This window comes from Citrobacter sp. JGM124 (genome assembly GCF_018257795.1).
Classification (GTDB): domain Bacteria; phylum Pseudomonadota; class Gammaproteobacteria; order Enterobacterales; family Enterobacteriaceae; genus JGM124.
The window spans coordinates 219,256-239,021 of sequence record NZ_JAERJD010000001.1; the positions used below are offsets into that span (position 1 = coordinate 219,256).

Consider the following 19,766-nt stretch of genomic DNA (forward strand, 5'->3'; position numbering starts at 1 on the left):
TTACAGCTGTAACACAATTATCCCGTGTCTTGTGAGTGTCAAAGCCCGGAAAACACCTATTTATTGTCATTACCTCTGGCGTTTAATCAGTAATGCTGTCAGGCAAAGATATCCACTGAACCTTTACCTTGTGCCAGGTTCAGTAGTGTGTCACCGACAGCTAATGGAATATCTTCGTCATCCTGGGCATCAAGCGAGAACACGCCATTTTGTCGGGCGCCTTGCTGCTCATGCTCTCCAGTATGCTGTTGGTGCATGGAACCTTCGCCACCAACCTGGCTCTGACTTAGCTGTAGCCCACTTTCGTTCAGTGAGGTACGGAGCATCGGAATAGCGGCCTCAATCGCGGCACGAACATGATTATGGGGTGACATGATTTGCAGCTGCAGCTGATTATCATCAAGTTTTAAATTGATCTCCACCTTGCCTAGATGCTCAGGATGCAGGCGTAGTTCAGCCTGCTGCACGCCCTGACGGGTAAATAACACCACCTGCTGAGATAACTGTTGTTGCCACTCCTGGCTACCCAGCTGGGAATTCAGTATTGGTGTGGCAGGGGGCGCAATCGGCGTACCCGTGGATACAACAGGTGTACTGCTACTGAGTGCCGCACTGACCGACGGCGGTGTATGCCCCCCGGTGGAAAGATGGGCATCCCCAGCACGTGGACTTATTTTTTCATCGTTGTCTGAAATGCCTGCGGCACTGCTATTGGCAAGGGGGGGACTGGCATTGCTCACCTCATGGGATTGCACGGTGAGGGGAGCACCACCCGCTGCGGCTATATTCTGGGTATGGTTACTGGTAACGGCTTTACCCGTTAACGGTGTGGGCAATGCCTGAATGGGTTGTTGCTGTGGCAGCATAGCTAATAAGGCACTGATGGCTTGTAAATCAGTACCGCTGTCTGCATCACCATTATCCAGTGGGGTGAGATGCTCTTTTGTCCCACCATAATTGCTCTTCCCGACAGGGACCAGTAAGGCGGCCAGTGTTTCCTGAGGGGCTAAATGGGAGGAGGGATTAGTCAGTTCTGCAACCTGTTTTAAAAGAACGTCTCTTTTTACTGAGGTCTTGCCTGATGCTGCCTCAGGCAGCAGAACAGCCTTCCCCACATCAAGCGTCGTGCTTCCTTTAGCATGCTGTACCAGCAATGAAAAGTCCTCGACTGTTCCTTCACTGTCATTGGCCAGGGGGTCAGATGTGCCTGACTTATCTGCAGCCTTATGTTGAGATATTTGTGGCAGTGTTATCATTCGCCTTTCCTCAGAGTGGCTCGCTGGGCGTACTCATCCATTTGTTTCTGGTCAAGTCGGTTTTCGGCAAGCAAGGCTTGCGTCGTTTTTCTCTCTTGCAATGTTTGCCAGGCCTGGAGTTTTTTCTTTTTTTCACGCCAGACATTCAGGGCCTGTTCAACCTTATGATTCCATTGCATGAGCTGCTGGCGATGTTGCTCAATCGCTTTTTCCAGTGTCAGAATAAACTGCTGGTAGTTATGCCAGCGGGTATTGGCCATACCTTGAGACAGGCTACTGTTCAGGGCACTACGGTACTCGTCTTGATAGTTCATGAGCATGCCGAGTTGTTGTTCTGCTTGCTGATACCCCTGGCGCATATCCCCCAGCATGATGGCCGCCTTATCGACTTCTTTTGAAGCAAGCTCACTCAATGTATCCAGTGCGTTAGGCTGGGCCATACTGACCTCCTGTTAGGCCGTTGGGAAGAGGATATCGAGCGCCTGGCGAGACTCTTCCCAGCCTGCTCGTTCATTGATACCTTGCTGCAAGAAGGCCTCCAGTGCAGGCCACAGGGCAATAGCTTGATCCAGCGTGGGATCACTGCCTTTCGCATAAGCCCCGACACTCACCAAATCCCGATTTCGTTGATAACTGGAAAGCAGTTGTTTGAAGTGCCGGACCCGGGCGTAGTGCTGATCGCTAATCAGTGCCGTCATGGCACGGCTGATTGAGGCTTCAATATCAATCGCCGGGTAGTGCCCCGCTTCGGCTAACCGACGGGATAACACAATATGACCATCAAGAATTGCACGGGCAGAGTCGGCAATCGGATCTTGCTGGTCATCCCCCTCGGTCAGTACGGTATAAAAAGCGGTAATGGAGCCTCCGCCTTCAGTCCCATTACCCGCCCGTTCAACCAGTGCAGGCAATTTGGCAAAAACAGAAGGTGGATAGCCTTTCGTGGCAGGGGGCTCACCAATTGCCAGTGCTATTTCACGCTGCGCCATGGCATAACGTGTCAGAGAGTCCATGATCAGCAAAACATGCTGGCCACGATCACGAAAATCTTCCGCTATACGTGTGGCATAAGCCGCACCCTGCATACGTAATAATGGTGAGACATCCGCCGGTGCGGCAATCACTACTGAACGTGCACGCCCCTCACTCCCGAGGATATTCTCAATAAAGTCTTTAACTTCACGGCCTCGTTCACCAATCAAGCCCACGACAATCACATCGGCTTCCGTATAACGAGCCATCATGCCCAATAGCACACTTTTACCAACACCGGAGCCAGCAAAAAGCCCCATTCGCTGACCACGACCTACAGTCAGCAGGGCATTAATGGGTCGTACACCGACGTCCAGCACATGCTCAATGGGCGTTCGCTGTAATGGGTTAAAGGGCGTTGAGCCTAATGAACCCTGCATGCTGGTATCAGGGGCGGGAAGACTATCCAATGGACGACCACTGCCATCCAGTACCCGTCCCAATAAGCAAGGCCCCAAGGGCAATTGCTTCCCACTGGCTTTACCATTAATCATTGCCGCCCGGGCATAAACCCGGGCCCCGGGTAAGATCCCCTCAACCTCTTCCAGTGGCATAAGGAACAGTTTATGGCCATTAAAACCGACCACTTCACATTCGATATCCCGTTCCTGCTGTTCGATAATACAGATGGCTCCTAAAGGGAGCTGGAGCCCGGTGGCTTCCAGCACCAGTCCCGTAGCCCGAGTCAGGCGACCATACTGTCGCACAGCAGGCAACTGTGCCATTCGAGCTTCAAAAGTATCGAGGGTATCGAGCCAGCGAGTCAGTCGGGCTGTCATCACAGTACTCCAGGGGCAGCCAGACGGCATAATTCTTGCCAGCGTGTCGCGACGCTGGCATCCAGGTCCCCCTCATCCGCAGAGACTTTACACCCCCCCTGATGCAAGGAAGGATCTCCCCGTAACCGCCAGCCGTGCAGGCTTAAGGTGGCTCCCAGCACATCTTCAACACGTTGCAGGTCATCGGGATGAACCCGTAACTGAGGTTTGCCGCTGAATAATGGTTCCTGGGCCAGCAGTCCCTGAATTTGTTTAATCAAGGCGGTACTGTCGACAGCAGGAGCCTGGCCTATCACCTGACGCGCCGCTTCCAGTGCCATTTGCATCAGTCTGGAGGCGATAACGCTGTCCAGGGCATCCAGGGTATACTGGAACTCACTGAACAGCTGTTGCATTTGGGCCTGGACAGGTGCCTGCTGCTGCCTGGCTTCTGCCAGGCCTTGTTCCATACCTTGCTGGAATCCTGCTTTTCGTCCTTCTTCCAGCCCCTCTTTATGACCAGCGGCGAAACCAGCGCGTTCGCCTTGTTCATGGGCCTGAGCCTGAAGCAGAGCCAGGGCCTGGGTGGTCTCGGCTTCCGTATCGGGTTTGTGAGACTCAGCGGCAGGATCCTCACTAACTGGTTCAAGGTGCTCAAATTCCGGTGTCGGGAAGGCGAGATCATCCGGTATCCAGGGCTTCCAGGGTTGCGAATCAGACATAAGTGTCCTCGCTGGTGCCGATTACCATCTCGCCGGTTTCGGCCAGGCGGCGAACAATGAGCAAAATTGCTTTTTGTTCGTTTTCCACTTGGGACAAACGTACCGGCCCGCGATTGGCCAGGTCGTCCCGCAGAATATCGGCCGCACGCTGGGACATATTGCGCAGGAATTTTTCGCGCAATGGCGGTTCTGCCCCTTTTAGTGCCACCAGCAGCGATTCGGACTCCACTTCCTGCAGCAGGCGCTGAATACTGCGGTCGTCCACGCCAACCAGGTTTTCAAACAAGAACATTTCATCAATGATTTTCTGCGCCAGTTCGCCATCAAAGTCACGTACTGCGCTAATAACCGCTTCTTCTTGCTGGGTTTTCATCAAGTTAATAATTTCAGCGGCAGTTCTTACGCCACCCATTTTGCTGCGTTTAAGGTTTTGACCATCCAGCAAGCTGTTCAGCACTTCCGTCAGTTCCGCCAGTGCGGCTGGCTGTACACCGCCAAAGGTGGCAATACGCAGCATAATGTCGTTACGGGCTCGTTCATCAAAGAGAGCCAGGATATCCGCTGCCTGGTTGCGTTTTAAATGCACCAAAATAGTGGCAATAATCTGTGGGTGCTCATCACGAATAAGATCCGCCGCACTTTGTGGCTCCATGAAGTTCAGCGTTTCGATACCACTGGTGGTATCACGTGTCTCCAGGATATCTTCCAGCAGGCTGGATGCACGTTCTTCCCCAAGGGCTTTGATTAGCACAGAGCGCAGATATTCATTGGCATTGACACTTAATGCGGCAAACTGCTCTGCTTCCTGTTCAAATTCCGCCAGTACCTCAGTCAGAACTTTATTAGAAATTTGCTGAATATTGGCCATTGCAGTACTCAGGTGCTGCACCTCACGGGGATTAAGGTGTTTAAACACCTCTGCGGCCCGGTCTTCGCCAATGGTCATCAGTAAAATGGCGCTTTTCTCGGTTCCGTTCATGCTCATATCTCAGTACTCATCCATTGACGGATAACCAGTGCGACGACGCGAGGATCACTGTCGGACATATCGCGAACACGCTGGCTCATGATTTCTGCACTCAGGCGTTGATTCACTTTGCGCTGCTGCAATTGTTCGTCCCGGCTGAGGCTCACCGTAACCGCGGGTTCATCGTCTGCTTTACGGGCCTGTTGAGTATTGCTGGCCAGTTTAATCGTCTCCGCCCGCTGGAGCATGAGTGGGCGTATGACTTTACGCCATAACAGCCAGGCAACCAGTAGCACGATCAGCCAGCGACCCGCTGAGACTAATAAGTCGAAAAATGCGGCAGACTTCCAGAACGGTAAGCTGTCGAGCGTTTCATCCTCACTGGCGGTAAAGGGTGAATTCACCACGTTCAGGGTATCGCCCCGGGTCTGGGAGAAACCCATGGCTTCCCGTGTCAGGCTCTCAATCTGTTTTAACTGTTCATCGCTCAGTGGCGCAGGCTTCCCGTCAGCCAATGAGCGGTAATTGACCACCACAGCGACGGACAAACGCTGTACATCACCCACATTCAGGCGAGTATGACGTATCGTCTTGTCCAGCTCATAGTTGGTGGTTTCATCCCGCGAGTTATTGCTGCTCCCTGTCTGACTCGTGGTGCTTGCCGCTTGATTATTTCCCGTATTAGCTTGAGGGTTGGGTTGCCCGGGCGGCGTAATGGGGGCTGTATTGGCCGGGGCAGGCTGATTAGACAACGCACCAGGCACGCCACCGGGAAACTGCCCGTTAGACTGTTCACTTTGGTTTAACTGACGGGAGCGAATGGCGCTTTGTTCCGGCGTGCCATTAGGGTGATACTGTTCTTCAGTCTGCTCTTTGCTGGCAAAGTCTATCTGCGCAGTGACCTGGGCATGGACATTACCACTGCCGACAATAGGGACCAGAATGGATTCGATACGGTGCTGAAAACGACTTTCAACGTCAGTGGTATAATTTAACTGGCTGTCATTCAGCGCCCGTCCGGAGGTGTCTGACTTGGTGAGCAAATGCCCGCCCTGATCAACCAGCGTGACATTACCCGGGGGTAAACCGGCAACGGCGCTGGAAACCATATGCACAATCGCATTCACCTGGCCTTCATCCAGCGCCCGACCAGGCTCCAAATTTAAGGTTACTGAGGCGGAGGGGGCTTTTTGTTCCCGAACAAACAGGGTCGGTTTTGGCATGGCTAAATGGACTCGGGCCTGTTTAACTGGCCCCAGGGTTTCAATCGTTCTTGCCAGCTCCCCTTCCAATGCCCGTTGGTAATTCACTTGCTCGCTAAACTGGCTAATCCCAAATTTTTCTTTATCGAGTAATTCAAAGCCAACCGCGCCGCCTTTAGGCAACCCTTGCTGGGCGAGGCGCAAGCGTAAATCATAAACCTTATCGGCAGGTACCATGATGGCGGTACCGTTATCTGAATAGCGATAAGGAATATTCATTTGCGTGAGTTGCGTGACAATAGCCCCGCCATCCTGGTCCGCAAGGTTGTTATACAGCACCCGATAATCAGGGGTTTTGGCCCATAAAACCAGGGCGACAACAATGGCAACCGCAGCAGCCGAGGCGACAATAAGAGGGATCTTCGGGTTAGCGCGTAGGCGAGTTAACCACTCAGTTGCCTTATTTTGCGGCGTTTGTGCCTGTGTCGCGGCCGTCATTCAGCACCTCGTCGCGTAGTGGATACAGAGTCATTCGAATAAAGAGTGAACACAAAAGGCTCCCGGAGAACAAATACAACAAAAAATGCCAAAATATGGCAGGGTCATTATTTTCTTTTTAGGGAATTTCTATGGCTGAATTAGCCCGGTTTTTTAGGCCTATTTAGCGCCTTTACTCTGCGGGTAACATGCTAATCTGCCCCGGATGAATTTAAAGGGGAAACCAGATGGCCATCCAGGGTATTGAAGGCGTGTTGCAACAACTCAAAGCGACTGCTGCACTGGCACAACAAAATACACCACAGCCTGCCGCCAGCGGAGGCGTGAATTTTGCCGGTGAACTTCAGTCGGCACTTGGCCGGATCAGCGAAACAGCAAATGTGGCGAAAGCTCAGGCCGAGAAGTTTTCCCTTGGTGTCCCGGGTATTGGGCTTAATGACGTGATGGTTGACCTGCAAAAATCTTCAGTCTCTCTGGCTATGGGCGTTCAGGTGCGTAATAAACTGGTGAGCGCCTATCAAGAGATGATGAATATGCAGGTGTAGATTGTGACGTATCTGATACACAGATACTGACTGCATAGCGGCTTTAGCGGGGCACGTATGTAGCACAGAGCTGTTTATTTTTCGACCTGTGGTGGGCAGTGGCTCAGGGTGATTATCGGCCATCCATGGGTTATCAATGACTCGCAAGTATCACCCGCGTATGCCCAAAGGCCCCGCCATGGCAGTCTTTCCCTTACTGCATAAGGGCTAATCCAGCAAGAGTGTTCAAATCCTTCTGCCAATGAAGGGAATTCTCATGGTGAAAATGAGACAGTCCGGTGGTGGATGAAATATTACTGCTAGCGGTCTCTGCTCTTGTCACTCACGACGTTCTCCCCGATCCTCAAATGGCCAGAAATCATGCGCTTTACTGGGTTGCCGGCGAACGGGCCCATCCTCTGGTGACCCATTCATCTTTACGGATTATCTCCCCCCGTACCATGTCGCTTTTCTTCTCTGAGAAACACGGAGGCGTGCAGCCAGCCCGGCGTATTCATTCCCCTTTCTTATTTATCCCAATAAGATGGCCGTATCACTGAATTACTCTCACATTTCAGGGGGCCAGAATAGTCAGGCGTCAAGGTGTGGGCGTCTCTAAAAAAGAGAAGAGGGCGGCTGCTTTCCTGTCTTCATCCCTTCTGGTCCCGGGAGTGAACTGTTTTTTGATATTACGTGGGGTGGGTTTTCGTTATCAATACGCCTAATCTGTAGCGCTAAAAGTTGTCAGTTATGCCCAGTCGTATGACAATGTTTAATCCAGGTCATGAAAACGACGAATTTCCGAGACAACTGCTTAAAATTTCCAGGGATTTCCGTTAGCTTTTAACTATTCGCTGGAGTTCCGTTGCTAATTGCTGGAGTGAGACGCCCCATGAGCCCGCAAAAAATACTGGAAAAGAAAAAGGTTCAGCTAAGTCCCGAGCTACAACGTGCCGCGGATTTTATCTGCCAGTATCCCAGTGAAGCTATGACACTGTCCATGCGCACTTTTGCCACCCAAGTGGGGGTGAAGCCAGCCACTTTGTTACGGCTGGCACAACGCCTGGAATACACTGGGTGGGAAGCGTTTAAACAGGATTTTGTTCAAGGGTTGGGGCTAAACCCGGAGAGCCACCAAAGCCGGGCGAAAAAATTACTCAGCCACAATAGTGCCGCCAGCCTCTACCAGGCAATGTTTAATGCACATAATCAAAATCTGACGGATACCCGGCAGCAGAACCATCAGCAAATGAGCGCCGCCATTGAAGCCCTGTACCAGGCTGATCACGTTTATGTCTGTGGTTTTCGTGCCAGTTACCCTGTGGCTTATACCCTGTTTTACAGCTATCGTTTATTTGAAAAAGAAGTGTCGCTGATTGATGGTCAGGCGAGTAATTATGAGGTTTTTACCCGGGAGCTGACCACAAATGATGTGATTGTGATGATTGGTTTTTCCCCTTATTCACGGGAGTCACTGGATGTACTGGAAGCCTCGCGTCAGGCCGGGAGCAAAATCGTTGCGTTGACAGATTCGCCCCTTTCCCCCCTGGCTCGCTATGCTTCCCATACACTCTATTTTTCGTCCCAAAGCCCGTCCTTTTTTCCGTCAGTGGTTGCCGCCTGCGGCATGGCGGAATCATTGCTGGCACTGCTGGTAACCCGTTATGGGGAAACGGCAGTAAAACAGATAGCCAGTGCCGAACAGTTTTTCCTCTCCTGCGGTGCCTGGATGAAAGGAACGGACTAATGGGCCAGGATTAACGCTGAATTAAATAGCGCAGCGTCGGGCCATCTTGTTGAATATCCAGCACCTGATAACCGTGGTTTTTCGCATCAAGCGGAATATTATTAATTGACTGGGGGCAGTCACAAACCACTTCCAGAATTTGGCCCGGGGTGAGCTGGGTCATGGCTTCCAGTGTGGCTACTGCCGGGTAAGGGCAAGGCTCCCCCATCATGTCCAGCCGGTAGTCGGGGGTCATTGACGTCTTCATACGGTCTCCGTAACTGGGGTGCTAACGGCCCGTGACTGGCGGCGGAAAAAGCGTTTCTCCTGAGCCACAATAAGTATCAAGGCAACCAGCAATAATAAATAGGTGACCAGTAAGCCACCATAAGGGCCAAATGTCTTGAGTAAGTTAATTTTATCCCAGTCATTGACCAGGGTAGGGGCCAGGTCATCCCAAGTCAGTGCCAGTAAGGTGGAGCCAATAATATTACCGAGTCCGACCCACCAGTAATGGATTTGCCCTTCTACCGCCCGATACATCCAGCCCGTTTCACACCCACCGGCCAGCACAATACCAAAACCAAATAACAGCCCGCCAATGACGGCATTCGGCCCTGCCCACATAATTTTAGGAGTGGCGCCCATCTGGACATAGCTAAAAATACCAATAGCACTGACGGCCATGCCCAGCACAATTGCTTTAGCCATTTGCCCCCGCCCGGTAATCCATAAGTCACGAAACGCGGAAGTGAAGCAGATTTGCGCCCGTTCAATTAACAGGCCAAACCCGACACCAAACAGCATGGCCAGCCCCAGTTTAGGCTGATTGATGGCCGTCAGGAGCCCCCAGCCCAGCATGCCGATAAAAACCAGCATCCCGACACGGAAACGGCGGCGTGCCTGATCTGGCTTTTGTGTCAGGGCCGACGCGGATGAAACTTTTTGCAGTTTTACGCGGGGGCGAAAGAGGGGCAGTAGCGTGAAACGCGCCCCAAACCATGAGCCCAGTGCCGTGGCGATAGCAAAAAACCAGGCATGGAGAGAAAACTGAGGAATACCAGTAAAGAATGCCGCGAGATTGCACCCCATTGCCAGGCGGGCACCAAAGCCTGCAATGATACCGCCAGCCAGCGCCTGGACAATACGGATATTACTGTGTGGCATGCGCAGTTTGACATTGTTAGCCCACAGAGCGGCGGCAAAACAACCACCAAACATGCCGATAATCATCATGCCATCAATGCGGGTAAGCGGGCTGCCTTCCAGCTGCACCAGTTTAAAGTAGGTCCACTGTTCTGCATGAACACCGAACCCTTGTAAAATATGCCCACCCCAGCGTGTAAACTCCCCTGTAACGGCCCAAAAGGTGCCTGTTATACCAAAGTAGTAGGTGGCGAGAATACCGGCGGCAATCACTGCCGGTACCGGTTTCCAGAAAGTAATAAAATAGTGTTGTTTAAGCTGTTGCCAGTTCATTGTCTCCGCCTCTGAACTCAGAAGAACGGCACCTGGAGGAGGTGCGAAAGGTGACGAATTCTACCTCTTTTTGGCGGATATAACAGTAACCCTGATATAATCAGGGTCTGATTCGGGGGGAGGACACCCGTTGTGACTGGTCGGGCGGGCACTTTACTGGCACAATCACCACGTATGACTCGAGAATAAGAGAGTGGGAATGAAACAAGGTCTACTAATAACCGGCTTATTACTGCTGGTGGGGTGTACGGGTATCACAGAGTATGCCGATGTGATCCCCCATCCTGCGCCGGCTGATGTGGCGGGGTACTGGCAATCCGTTGGCCCGCAGTCTGAGCTGGTGAGCCCGGAAGCCCTGGCAACGCTGGTGGTGATGGCAGATGGTGAAACCCTCGACTGCCGCCAGTGGCAACGGGTTATTGCCGTCCCCGGTAAGTTAACCCGTAAACGTCAGGATGAGGGCTGGCTTAATATCACTGAACAACAGGATATTTATCCCCTTGCCCTGAACAATAATCAGCTAGCCTATGGGGGTATGACGCTCCAGCGCGTCAGCAAACTCACCCCTGAGTGTGCCCTGGCCCTTGAACAGGCGACAGAAGCGCAACGCACCCCTTGAACGGGTAAAGAGGGATAACATGTGGCGGCCCCCTTTATGCGCTTTGCTGAAATTCAGCAAGTGGCCAGCAACGGGTAACCCATTGCTGCCCTCTTGCTGCTATATTGCTCCGCCTGGCGGCAGGGTGAATGACGCGGGGCCCGGCCGCTAGGGATCACTTTTTACGGTTGGGGTGGCATCCGGTGCATTGGCGGGCAACAGTAGCATGCCTGCCAGCCGGCCATATGCCTGATTCACGGACTGTTGCTGATTCCCCTGGTGAATCATCACCTTCAGTGTATCCATGCGTTCCAGTAATAGTCGCTTAACTTCCGCTTCATTCGCCAGCAACTGGCGTAAAATTTCACGCAGGCTGTCCGGGTGAGGGCAATCCGCAACGCTCCCCTCGCTGCCTGAAAGTGCCTCTACACGTTGAATATAGGCCAGTTCTTCACTGATCAAAGCTTCCCATTGCTGAGTTTGGGCCATGACCAGCATTTGATTACTGAGCTGCAGGACTTGCTGCCAGTCAGCCAGGGAAGAGGGGGTTGCTGTCATGGCTGATTATCCTGCATTAAGCCGGCGGAAGGATTAATCTGTCTCCACGCATCAGCAATATTCTCCAGAAGACGCTGTACTTCCGCGAGAGCCTCCTGGTCATTGCGCAGGTTGGCCTCCAGTAAACGGCGTCCCATATAGTCATACAGACTATCAAGGTTACCTGTGAGTTCGCTGTTCACCGAATGATCAAGCCCGGCTTGCAGGCCATTAGTGATGATATTAATCGCCTTGGTAATGGCCTGTCCTTTACCGGGAATATCCCCTTGTTCCATCAGGATGGACGCTTTTTTTAAGGCGCTAAGCGCCCCATCAAACAGCATAACCACTAACTGATAGGGCGATGCGCTAAGCACCGAACTTTCGAGTCCGACTTGGGCGTATGCATTGACTCCGGCGCGATTATACATCTGTGTATCCTTTTATGAGCTCATGGCGTCGAACTGCTTGGTCAAATAGTTACCCGTGTTAGTGAGTTGATTAACCAAGCCGTCGAGCTGGGTAAACTGCTTCTTATAGCGCTCGATGGTGCTATTAATGCTGATATTGGTGGTCTTAATGCGGTCATCAATATTTTTCAGTGTTTTATCAATGCCGTTGGTGGCACTTTTAATGGCACCATCATCCCCCAGAAAACCGGTTAACAATTTGTTGGTCACCACCCCAAAGCCGGTTTCTTTGCCGTCACCGGTAAAGAACGCGCTGACACTGGCTGGCTTTTCATTCAAATTCTTATCCAGTTTGGTATCATCAATAGTGAGCTTGCCCGTAACATCCTGGGTGATACCCAGGGAGGCGAGGTTGGCAATATCCCCCCCGACAGGTGCACTGAGCATGGAGCGCAGCTGGGTCTGAATACTGCGCAGGGTGCCGTCCCCGAGTAAGTCACCATTACTGCTGTTTTGTGTCGTACTGCCCTTATCCGCAGCGGTATATTTAGTCTGAGAATTAATGGTGGTCTGGAGCGAGTTGTAGGCATCCACGAAGGTTTTAATCGCACTTTTCATGGGGGCCGTGTCTTTCGCCACCTTCAGCTGCTCAGGCTTTCCTTCATTGGTTTGGGTCAAATTAAGCGTGACGCCTTCAGGGGCACCGGTAATGGTATTGCTACTGCGTCTAATCTCAATATCGTTGATTTTCAGTTCCGCATCTTTTGCGGCTACCGTTTCGCTCATTTTCCCGGCAATGGGATTCTTAGCGTCATACCCCAGTTGTGTATTCAGGTCACTGTCCCCGGTGACCTCAACACGCATGGCGTTGTTTTCCCCGGTATCCCGGGCGGTGAATGACAGATGAAAGGTGTTGTCATCGGCCTGGATAATACTGGCCGTCACACCGCCTTGCTGCTTGTTCACCGCATCCCGGATCGCCGTCAGCGAAGTCTGGTCATCGCCCAGTGTCACGCTCATTATTTTTTGCTTATCCCCGGAGCCCTGAGTAAAGACCAGGGTGCGGGGATTGTCCGCATCACTCTTCAGGGTGCTGAGTGCGTCCGTTTTACTGCCAAACTTGCCGGAAACCAGCGACTGGGCCTGGGCTAGCTGGGTCACTTCCACGCTGTAGTTACTGGCGTCTGCGCTGGCATCAATGGTCGCGGTAAACGCCGTATTGGTGCTGGTCACTTTGGTGGTGGCAATATTTTGCGCTTTTGACAGCGCCTCGGCAGCACTTTGCACTTTCTGCACCGAGCTTTGCACCACACTCCAGGCGGTGAGTTTGGCCTTGTAAGAGGTTTGCTGGCTGGTCAGGGGCGTGAGCCGCCCTTGTTCTGACTGGGTTAAATTATCCAGCAAATCACCGAGTTTCAGATTGGAGCCAACACCGAGCGCACTGACACTTGCCATACTGTTTTCCTTAAGCGAACGAAGACCAATGACAGAGTTATCGGCACCCGCACCCAGAAGTTTAATAAAAAATGCCGGCATTCAATGGGCAGGATAAGCGGGGTTTAGGGGGGTATTTTCAGTTTCAGGAAATTTAAAAAAAAGACTAAAGATCAGATTCAAGGGGTCGATAACGGTATCAACGGCGAGCAAGCCGTAGGCCAGCAGCCTGAAACTTAACTTATTATGAAGGATAATGAATTATGGCAGTGATTAATACTAACAGCTTGTCGCTGATGACCCAGAACAACCTGAATAAATCACAATCCTCTTTAGGAACCGCTATTGAGCGTCTCTCTTCTGGCCTGCGTATTAACAGCGCCAAAGACGATGCCGCTGGTCAGGCGATTGCCAACCGCTTTACGTCTAACATCAACGGCCTGAACGTTGCTTCCCGTAACGCGAACGACGGTATTTCCCTGGCACAGACCGCTGAAGGCGCACTGGGTGAGATCAACAACAACCTGCAGCGTGTGCGTGACCTGACCGTACAGGCACAGAACAGCTCCAACTCTGCGTCCGATATTGACTCCATCCAGTCTGAAGTTAACCAGCGTATGGAAGAGATTGACCGCGTTACTAAACAGACTGATTTTAACGGCATCAAAATTCTTGATAACCGTGCAGATGGCGCGAAAGCTTATAACTTCCAGGTTGGCTCTAAAGACAATGAGCAGATTGATATTAAGATCAATTCCAGTGCTGGCTGGAACCTGGCAGCGGCGGGTCAGACAAGCACCACATTAAATACCAACCAAGCTACACTGACATCTGCAACAAATGCATTTAATAGTGCGCAAGCGCCAACAAAAACAGTTGCAGAACAAGCAGCAGACAAGCTTTCTGGTGCAACTGATGAATATAAAGCTTATACCGATGCTGTTACGAATGAGACTGGCAAGACGGGTGACGCGGAGGCCACTGCAAAGGCTGATACAGCAAAAGCACTCAAAGCATTCCAGGATAAAGTAGGCTTTGATAATACCGCCGCTTTAGATTCAAAGGTCGCTGATTATTACAAAGCTGGTGCAACAGCTGAACAGAAAACGACTGCAGCAACAGCCCTGGCAGGGAAAATGTCGGGTGTTGCAGCGACCCAAGAAGATGCCGCGATCGCCGCAGCAAAAGCTGTGGACACAAAATCGGTGGTTAACGGTAAGTTACGTACTATTGCAGCCACCGGTTTTGACGTTCTGTCTGGCACTGTTGACGCCACCGGTACCACTAACGGCAGCCCACTGGCTAATATTGATGCCGCCCTGAAGTCTGTGGATGAGCAACGTAGCTCCCTGGGTGCATCTCAGAACCGTTTTGAGTCCACCATCTCTAACCTGAGCAACACCGTTAATAACCTGACCTCTGCTCGTAGCCGTATCCAGGACGCGGACTACGCGACCGAAGTGTCCAACATGTCCCGTGCGCAGATCCTGCAACAGGCTGGCACCTCTGTCCTGTCCCAGGCAAACCAGGTACCACAGTCCATGATGTCCCTGCTGCGTTAATTCTCCCGTAGCTGAGTCATTACGCCGATTGCTGTGCTCTGCATGGCAATCGGCTGCCCCACAGCCGATCCCGCCATCGGCACAGGTATCCACCGTCCTCGCACACTGATCCCTGTTCACTTCCCCGTTACTGTCAAAAATACCCGCTATTTGCCCCACTATTCCTGCGATTAAAACCCCGTCAGCAACGGATAATTATGCCGATAAATCAATTTACGCAGGGCTGTTTATGGTGAATGCACTCTATACCGCTGATGGTGTCATGGACAAACACTCCCTGTGGCAGCGTTATGTCCCCCTGGTACGCCATGAAGCATTGCGGTTACAGGTCCGTTTGCCCGCCAGTGTCGAACTTGATGACCTGTTACAAGCGGGGGGGATTGGTCTGCTTAATGCAGTAGATCGTTACGATGCATTACAAGGGACGGCCTTTACCACCTATGCGGTGCAGCGCATTCGTGGCGCCATGCTGGATGAACTACGCAGCCGTGACTGGGCACCACGCAGTGTCCGGCGTAATGCCCGGGAAGTGGCCAGGACGATTGGCCAGCTTGAGCAAGAACTGGGGCGGAATGCGACAGAAACTGAGGTAGCAACACGGCTCAATATTCCGCTGGAAAACTATCGCCAGATGTTACTCGACACCAATAATAGCCAACTCTTTTCGTATGACGAATGGCATGAAGAGTATGGGGATGGTATTGAGCTCATCACTGATCAGCACCAGCAGGAAAACCCGCTCCAGGCACTGCTGGACGGTAATCTGCGCCAGCGTGTGATGGACGCGATTGAAAAGTTACCGGAACGGGAACAGCAAGTCCTGACCCTGTACTACCAGGAAGAGCTGAACCTTAAAGAGATAGGAGCCGTACTGGATGTGGGGGAGTCAAGAGTCAGCCAGCTCCACAGCCAGGCGATTAAACGTTTGCGTAGCAAACTGGGTAAGTTATAGGCATACAGGATATTCTCAGTCGTTCGGGAAAAGCAAATGATACTGCAACCAGTAAAAAGACGGCCATTAAGCCGCTACCTAAAAGATTTTAAACATATGGCCACGCACTGTGCACACTGTCGTAAAATACTGGACAGAGTGACCCTGACGCGTGCCGGGGTGCTTGTCAATAAAGCGGGTATTGCCCGGCTTGATACCCAGATTGATGAAGCCGGCTGGCTGGCAGAAAAACCTTTATGGGCCGCCCTGTGCCGCTTTTGTGGCGATCTGTACAGCAAAGAGCAAGATAACTTTTTTGATATTATTGGATTCAAAACCTATCTGCTTGAACAGACGGAGATGAGCCATGGCACGATCCGTGAGTATGTGGTGCGTCTTCGCCGGTTAGGGAACCACCTGCGCGAGCATTACAGGCCACCACAAGATGCCCCTGAGGGGTTCTGTCTGGCAACACTGAGTGAATGGTTACCCAAAACCAGTAGCAATAACTACCTGATTGCGCTGCGCAAGTATGATCAGTTCCAGCAGCGGGAACAACGTTGCCGTCTGTAGCCCATCCCCGGGCATTAACATGGGCCATACCCCTTAAAGCCCAGAGGCCCGGTTTTATTTCGCCCCCTGTCAGCACCCCAGAATAATGTGCCGGCCTCTTGCAGGTAAACGTAACGGGATTAATGATTAAAACGTCGCGTTCGCCAAAGATTGCAAATAGACCCGGTCAGTGAGGGTTTTTTATCGGTGGGTGAATAATGGGGGAGGCTGAAATTTGTTAATCCGGGGAAAGGTAAAAGATACGCAATATCATAACGGCCAGAAAAATCGTTATAATCTCTCCATTCATGTGGTTATTTAATACATGGGCTGGCAACAGGTTGCCAGCCCGAAAAGATTTATTGCTTGTAAGCCTGCTTGATCTGCTTAACGGTATTACAAAACACCTCTGCCTGAGCGGTGTCTTCCATCTCAGCGATTTGTTTTTCCATTTTCAGTATTACACGTCCGGCATCGGCCTGACCCATAGCCAGCAGCATCTGCGTTAACAGTGCTTTCAGGCAAGAAATTTCACTCGCCAGCTGGCGGGTATTCTCTTCCGTGGAAAAATCAGGAGTACTCATTTACATTCCTCAATGCTTGGTGATTTCGCAACCTTTTGTGCGGCGGGATATTAAGGCGTTGGAGTATATCATGGCTCAGGTGAATTTATTGAGCCCGGATACAGATCAAAAATTCTGTTACCAATGTTAATTATACTATAGCCGTATTATGGAAAAATGTTTTGCTAATGTTGGTAGTATAGGAATCTATAATAAATGATTTAAGTACGGTTCAACTACCTTGAGAGATACTATAGCGGGTGTGCATGTGTGCAAGAACAGGAAGGGAGCCAGGTAAGCCGTTTATTTGAGCGGGCTGTTAGTTTTTTAAACAGACTGTTGCCATAAAGGGTGAGAAAACTCTTCATATTGTGTTCTTGGCTGCGCTTACGGCAAATTGAATTTGCCTCTTGTCTGAAAAGCGTTACTCTATGAATTGTTCTCATCAGTAACGTTATCCATTTTCTGGAGATTTATTCTTTGATCAACGTACTTCTTGTTGATGACCATGAGTTGGTGCGAGCAGGGATACGACGTATTCTGGAAGATATTAAAGGCATTAACGTAACGGGTGAAGTTAATTGCGGTGAAGACGCCATTAAATGGTGCCGTAATCAGTCTGTGGATGTGGTGTTAATGGACATGAACATGCCGGGGATCGGCGGGCTGGAAGCAACTCGTAAAATCTTACGTTATTCCCCCGATATCAAAGTCATTATGTTGACGATTTATACTGAAAATCCCTTACCAGCTAAAGTTATGCAAGCTGGGGCTGCTGGCTATCTGAGCAAAGGCGCGGCACCACAAGATATGGTTAATGCCATTCGTCTGGTTATGTCCGGGCAGCGTTATATTGCTTCAGATATCGCGCAACAAATGGCATTGAGCCAAATTGAACCGGACAAATCGGCTTCACCTTTTGCCTGCTTATCGGAGCGAGAGTTACAGATAATGCTAATGATAACCAAAGGGCAGAAGGTCAATGAAATTTCTGAACAGCTGAATTTGAGCCCGAAAACCGTTAACAGTTATCGTTATCGAATGTTCAGTAAACTTAACATTAATGGCGATGTCGAATTAACCCACCTGGCGATTCGTTACGGGCTATTTAATACGGAGACGTTATCCGGAAGTGAGTAATATTTTTGATTCCCATGCGTTTTTAAAGACGGTGACCAGCCAGCCGGGTGTCTACCGCATGTATGATGCCAGTGACACCGTTATCTATGTCGGGAAGGCAAAAGATCTAAAAAAACGGCTGGCCAGCTACTTCCGCAGTCATCTTGCCAGCCGTAAAACCGAAGCCCTGGTGGCGCAGATAGCACATATTGATGTTACCGTTACCCATACGGAGACGGAAGCACTGCTCCTTGAGCATAATTACATCAAGCTTTATCAGCCTCGCTATAATGTGCTGTTGCGGGATGACAAATCTTACCCCTTTATTTTTCTGAGTGCGGATACTCACCCCAGGCTGGCGATGCATCGCGGAGCTAAACATGCGCGTGGTGAATACTTTGGCCCGTTTCCTAATGGTTATGCGGTACGTGAAACGTTAGCGTTATTACAAAAAGTGTTCCCTGTGCGTCAGTGCGAAAACAGTGTCTATCGTAACCGTTCCCGCCCTTGCTTGCAGTACCAGATAGGCCGTTGTCTGGGGCCTTGTGTCAGCGGGCTGGTCAGTGAAGCAGACTATGCCCGACAAGTGGAGTATGTGCGTTTATTCTTATCGGGCAAGGATGACCAGGTACTGAACCTGCTTATTGAACGCATGGAACAAGCCAGTAGCCAGCTGGAATTTGAAGAAGCCGCGCGTATTCGTGACCAAATTCAGGCAGTACGGCGTGTTACCGAACAGCAGTTTGTTTCCAATAATGGCGATGATCTTGATGTGATTGGGGTGGCATTTGACGCCGGTATGGCTTGCATTCATGTACTGTTTATCCGGCAGGGTAAAGTCCTGGGGAGCCGTAGCTATTTTCCTAAAGTGCCATCAGGCACTGAGCTTGCCGAAGTCGTGGAAACCTTTGTTGGTCAGTTTTATTTGCAAGGCAGTGAGGTGCGTAGCTTACCCAGTGAGGTGCTGCTCGACTTTACCCTGAAAGATAAAACCATCCTGGCAGATACGCTGAGTGAATTCGCAGGCCGTAAAATTAACATCCAGAGTAAACCCCGGGGGCCACGCGCGCGTTACCTCAAACTGGCACGAACCAATGCGGCAACAGCACTGGTAACCCGGCTGGCGGAACAGTCGACCATTCATCAGCGCCTGAACGCCCTTGCAGAAGTGTTAAAACTACCGGCAATTGAACGCATGGAATGTTTTGATATTAGTCATACCATGGGGGAGCAAACCATTGCTTCCTGTGTGGTATTCGATGCCAATGGCCCATTACGGGCAGAGTATCGCCGCTATAATATTACGGGAATTACGCCGGGGGATGATTACGCGGCCATGGAACAGGTGCTGTCCCGGCGTTATGGTAAGGCGATAGAGGCGAGTAAAGTCCCTGATGTGATTATTATCGACGGGGGAAAAGGGCAATTAGGCCAGGCGAAGGCGGTATTTGACAAACTTGATGTGTCCTGGGACAAACATCACCCGTTACTGCTGGGGGTTGCTAAAGGCACGGATCGTAAAGCAGGGCTGGAAACGTTATTTTTGGAACCGACAGGTGAGGGGTTTGCTCTCCCCCCCGACTCACCCGCATTGCATGTGATCCAGCATATTCGCGATGATTCACACAATCACGCCATTTCCGGACACCGAAACAAGCGTGCCAAAGTGAAAAATACCAGTGCGTTGGAAACAATCGAAGGTATCGGCCCCAAACGACGTCAGATGCTGCTAAAATACATGGGCGGTTTGCAACCATTAAAGAATGCATCCGTCGAGGAAATAGCAAAAGTGCCGGGTATTTCACAAGCACTGGCAGAAAAGATCTACTACTCGTTGAAACATTAGGGTCTCTGTAGCAACATAGGGACAATTTACCACTTTCAGTAGAAAGCTAC

20 protein-coding genes are annotated in these 19,766 nt (G+C 51.1%); 8 read left to right on the forward strand and 12 right to left on the reverse strand.

The features are described from left to right. Nucleotides 1-98: 98 nt before the first annotated feature. Genes JK154_RS01000 through fliF form a run of 6 tightly spaced genes read right to left on the reverse strand, consistent with a single transcriptional unit; the run spans nucleotide 99 to nucleotide 6,435 of the window. Nucleotides 99-1,256 carry a flagellar hook-length control protein FliK gene (locus tag JK154_RS01000; RefSeq protein ID WP_211990622.1) on the reverse strand — a complete coding sequence of 386 codons (1,158 nt, stop codon included), beginning with the start codon at nucleotides 1,254-1,256 and terminating at the stop codon, nucleotides 99-101. Beyond that, nucleotides 1,253-1,696, reverse strand: a complete 444-nt coding sequence (gene fliJ, locus JK154_RS01005) for a flagellar export protein FliJ (protein ID WP_211990623.1) — start codon at nucleotides 1,694-1,696, stop codon at nucleotides 1,253-1,255. The genes JK154_RS01000 and fliJ overlap by 4 nt, the downstream gene beginning before the upstream one ends. Before the next feature lie 12 nt (nucleotides 1,697-1,708). Continuing rightward, nucleotides 1,709-3,067 carry a flagellar protein export ATPase FliI gene (gene fliI, locus JK154_RS01010; RefSeq protein ID WP_211990624.1) on the reverse strand — a complete coding sequence of 453 codons (1,359 nt, stop codon included), beginning with the start codon at nucleotides 3,065-3,067 and terminating at the stop codon, nucleotides 1,709-1,711. Next, a complete protein-coding gene (fliH, locus tag JK154_RS01015) occupies nucleotides 3,067-3,768 on the reverse strand; it encodes a flagellar assembly protein FliH (RefSeq protein WP_211990625.1) in 702 nt (233 codons plus the stop codon). Before fliH ends, fliI begins: the two co-directional genes overlap by 1 nt. Continuing rightward, complete coding sequence (gene fliG / locus JK154_RS01020) at nucleotides 3,761-4,753, reverse strand: flagellar motor switch protein FliG (protein ID WP_211990626.1); 993 nt, start codon at nucleotides 4,751-4,753, stop codon at nucleotides 3,761-3,763. The genes fliH and fliG overlap by 8 nt, the downstream gene beginning before the upstream one ends. Next, complete coding sequence (gene fliF / locus JK154_RS01025) at nucleotides 4,750-6,435, reverse strand: flagellar basal-body MS-ring/collar protein FliF (protein ID WP_211990627.1); 1,686 nt, start codon at nucleotides 6,433-6,435, stop codon at nucleotides 4,750-4,752. Before fliF ends, fliG begins: the two co-directional genes overlap by 4 nt. 227 nt (nucleotides 6,436-6,662) lie before the next feature. On the opposite strand from fliF, the gene fliE reads away from it, so the two are divergent. Both fliE and JK154_RS01035 read left to right on the forward strand, forming a co-directional pair. Continuing rightward, on the forward strand, nucleotides 6,663-6,980 hold the full coding sequence (fliE, locus tag JK154_RS01030) for a flagellar hook-basal body complex protein FliE (protein ID WP_211990628.1): 318 nt from the start codon (nucleotides 6,663-6,665) through the stop codon (nucleotides 6,978-6,980). Nucleotides 6,981-7,851: 871 nt separating this feature from the next. Next, complete coding sequence (locus JK154_RS01035) at nucleotides 7,852-8,706, forward strand: MurR/RpiR family transcriptional regulator (RefSeq protein WP_211990629.1); 855 nt, start codon at nucleotides 7,852-7,854, stop codon at nucleotides 8,704-8,706. A gap of 10 nt (nucleotides 8,707-8,716) precedes the next feature. Here the strand turns inward: JK154_RS01035 and yedF are convergent, their stop codons facing one another. After that, on the reverse strand, nucleotides 8,717-8,953 hold the full coding sequence (gene yedF / locus JK154_RS01040) for a sulfurtransferase-like selenium metabolism protein YedF (RefSeq protein ID WP_211990630.1): 237 nt from the start codon (nucleotides 8,951-8,953) through the stop codon (nucleotides 8,717-8,719). After that, the gene (yedE, locus tag JK154_RS01045) at nucleotides 8,950-10,164 is read right to left on the reverse strand and encodes a selenium metabolism membrane protein YedE/FdhT (protein ID WP_211990631.1); all 1,215 of its coding nucleotides are present in this window, start codon (nucleotides 10,162-10,164) and stop codon (nucleotides 8,950-8,952) included. Before yedE ends, yedF begins: the two co-directional genes overlap by 4 nt. A 199-nt stretch (nucleotides 10,165-10,363) precedes the next feature. On the opposite strand from yedE, the gene yedD reads away from it, so the two are divergent. Further along, complete coding sequence (yedD, locus tag JK154_RS01050) at nucleotides 10,364-10,783, forward strand: lipoprotein YedD (protein WP_211990632.1); 420 nt, start codon at nucleotides 10,364-10,366, stop codon at nucleotides 10,781-10,783. A gap of 147 nt (nucleotides 10,784-10,930) precedes the next feature. Here yedD and fliT read toward each other — a convergent pair whose 3' ends face one another. The 3 genes from fliT to fliD are packed head-to-tail and all read right to left on the reverse strand — an operon-like array spanning nucleotide 10,931 to nucleotide 13,164. Next, nucleotides 10,931-11,320, reverse strand: a complete 390-nt coding sequence (gene fliT / locus JK154_RS01055; protein ID WP_211990633.1) for a flagellar protein FliT — start codon at nucleotides 11,318-11,320, stop codon at nucleotides 10,931-10,933. Further along, on the reverse strand, nucleotides 11,317-11,730 hold the full coding sequence (gene fliS, locus JK154_RS01060) for a flagellar export chaperone FliS (protein ID WP_211990634.1): 414 nt from the start codon (nucleotides 11,728-11,730) through the stop codon (nucleotides 11,317-11,319). The genes fliT and fliS overlap by 4 nt, the downstream gene beginning before the upstream one ends. A 12-nt stretch (nucleotides 11,731-11,742) precedes the next feature. After that, nucleotides 11,743-13,164 carry a flagellar filament capping protein FliD gene (gene fliD, locus JK154_RS01065; protein WP_211990635.1) on the reverse strand — a complete coding sequence of 474 codons (1,422 nt, stop codon included), beginning with the start codon at nucleotides 13,162-13,164 and terminating at the stop codon, nucleotides 11,743-11,745. A 242-nt stretch (nucleotides 13,165-13,406) separates the two neighbouring features. Between fliD and JK154_RS01070 the strand changes: the two genes are divergently transcribed. The 3 genes from JK154_RS01070 (at nucleotide 13,407) to fliZ (ending at nucleotide 16,209) form a co-directional block, all read left to right on the forward strand. Beyond that, entirely contained in the window at nucleotides 13,407-14,705 is a 1,299-nt protein-coding gene (locus JK154_RS01070; protein ID WP_211990636.1) for a FliC/FljB family flagellin, read from the forward strand. A gap of 232 nt (nucleotides 14,706-14,937) precedes the next feature. Further along, the gene (locus JK154_RS01075) at nucleotides 14,938-15,657 is read left to right on the forward strand and encodes an RNA polymerase sigma factor FliA (protein WP_211990929.1); all 720 of its coding nucleotides are present in this window, start codon (nucleotides 14,938-14,940) and stop codon (nucleotides 15,655-15,657) included. Between the two features lie 36 nt (nucleotides 15,658-15,693). Continuing rightward, complete coding sequence (fliZ, locus tag JK154_RS01080; protein WP_211990637.1) at nucleotides 15,694-16,209, forward strand: flagella biosynthesis regulatory protein FliZ; 516 nt, start codon at nucleotides 15,694-15,696, stop codon at nucleotides 16,207-16,209. A 338-nt stretch (nucleotides 16,210-16,547) separates the two neighbouring features. Here the strand turns inward: fliZ and JK154_RS01085 are convergent, their stop codons facing one another. Then, nucleotides 16,548-16,772, reverse strand: coding sequence for a DUF2594 family protein (locus JK154_RS01085; protein WP_211990638.1), 225 nt, complete (start codon nucleotides 16,770-16,772; stop codon nucleotides 16,548-16,550). Between the two features lie 459 nt (nucleotides 16,773-17,231). Here JK154_RS01085 and uvrY point away from each other — a divergent pair, with 459 nt between their 5' ends. Both uvrY and uvrC read left to right on the forward strand, forming a co-directional pair. Then, nucleotides 17,232-17,891, forward strand: a complete 660-nt coding sequence (gene uvrY, locus JK154_RS01090) for a UvrY/SirA/GacA family response regulator transcription factor (protein WP_211990639.1) — start codon at nucleotides 17,232-17,234, stop codon at nucleotides 17,889-17,891. Further along, complete coding sequence (uvrC, locus tag JK154_RS01095) at nucleotides 17,884-19,716, forward strand: excinuclease ABC subunit UvrC (protein WP_211990640.1); 1,833 nt, start codon at nucleotides 17,884-17,886, stop codon at nucleotides 19,714-19,716. The genes uvrY and uvrC overlap by 8 nt, the downstream gene beginning before the upstream one ends. Nucleotides 19,717-19,766: the final 50 nt, after the last annotated feature.

Bases quoted from the DNA above. Each gene is read 5' to 3' on its own strand.
- JK154_RS01000 (WP_211990622.1), bottom strand. From the start codon at position 1,256: ATGATAACACTGCCACAAATATCTCAACATAAGGCTGCAGATAAGTCA.
- fliJ (WP_211990623.1), bottom strand. From the start codon at position 1,696: ATGGCCCAGCCTAACGCACTGGATACATTGAGTGAGCTTGCTTCAAAA.
- fliI (WP_211990624.1), bottom strand. From the start codon at position 3,067: ATGACAGCCCGACTGACTCGCTGGCTCGATACCCTCGATACTTTTGAA.
- fliH (WP_211990625.1), bottom strand. From the start codon at position 3,768: ATGTCTGATTCGCAACCCTGGAAGCCCTGGATACCGGATGATCTCGCC.
- fliG (WP_211990626.1), bottom strand. From the start codon at position 4,753: ATGAGCATGAACGGAACCGAGAAAAGCGCCATTTTACTGATGACCATT.
- fliF (WP_211990627.1), bottom strand. From the start codon at position 6,435: ATGACGGCCGCGACACAGGCACAAACGCCGCAAAATAAGGCAACTGAG.
- fliE (WP_211990628.1), top strand. From the start codon at position 6,663: ATGGCCATCCAGGGTATTGAAGGCGTGTTGCAACAACTCAAAGCGACT.
- JK154_RS01035 (WP_211990629.1), top strand. From the start codon at position 7,852: ATGAGCCCGCAAAAAATACTGGAAAAGAAAAAGGTTCAGCTAAGTCCC.
- yedF (WP_211990630.1), bottom strand. From the start codon at position 8,953: ATGAAGACGTCAATGACCCCCGACTACCGGCTGGACATGATGGGGGAG.
- yedE (WP_211990631.1), bottom strand. From the start codon at position 10,164: ATGAACTGGCAACAGCTTAAACAACACTATTTTATTACTTTCTGGAAA.
- yedD (WP_211990632.1), top strand. From the start codon at position 10,364: ATGAAACAAGGTCTACTAATAACCGGCTTATTACTGCTGGTGGGGTGT.
- fliT (WP_211990633.1), bottom strand. From the start codon at position 11,320: ATGACAGCAACCCCCTCTTCCCTGGCTGACTGGCAGCAAGTCCTGCAG.
- fliS (WP_211990634.1), bottom strand. From the start codon at position 11,730: ATGTATAATCGCGCCGGAGTCAATGCATACGCCCAAGTCGGACTCGAA.
- fliD (WP_211990635.1), bottom strand. From the start codon at position 13,164: ATGGCAAGTGTCAGTGCGCTCGGTGTTGGCTCCAATCTGAAACTCGGT.
- JK154_RS01070 (WP_211990636.1), top strand. From the start codon at position 13,407: ATGGCAGTGATTAATACTAACAGCTTGTCGCTGATGACCCAGAACAAC.
- fliZ (WP_211990637.1), top strand. From the start codon at position 15,694: ATGATACTGCAACCAGTAAAAAGACGGCCATTAAGCCGCTACCTAAAA.
- JK154_RS01085 (WP_211990638.1), bottom strand. From the start codon at position 16,772: ATGAGTACTCCTGATTTTTCCACGGAAGAGAATACCCGCCAGCTGGCG.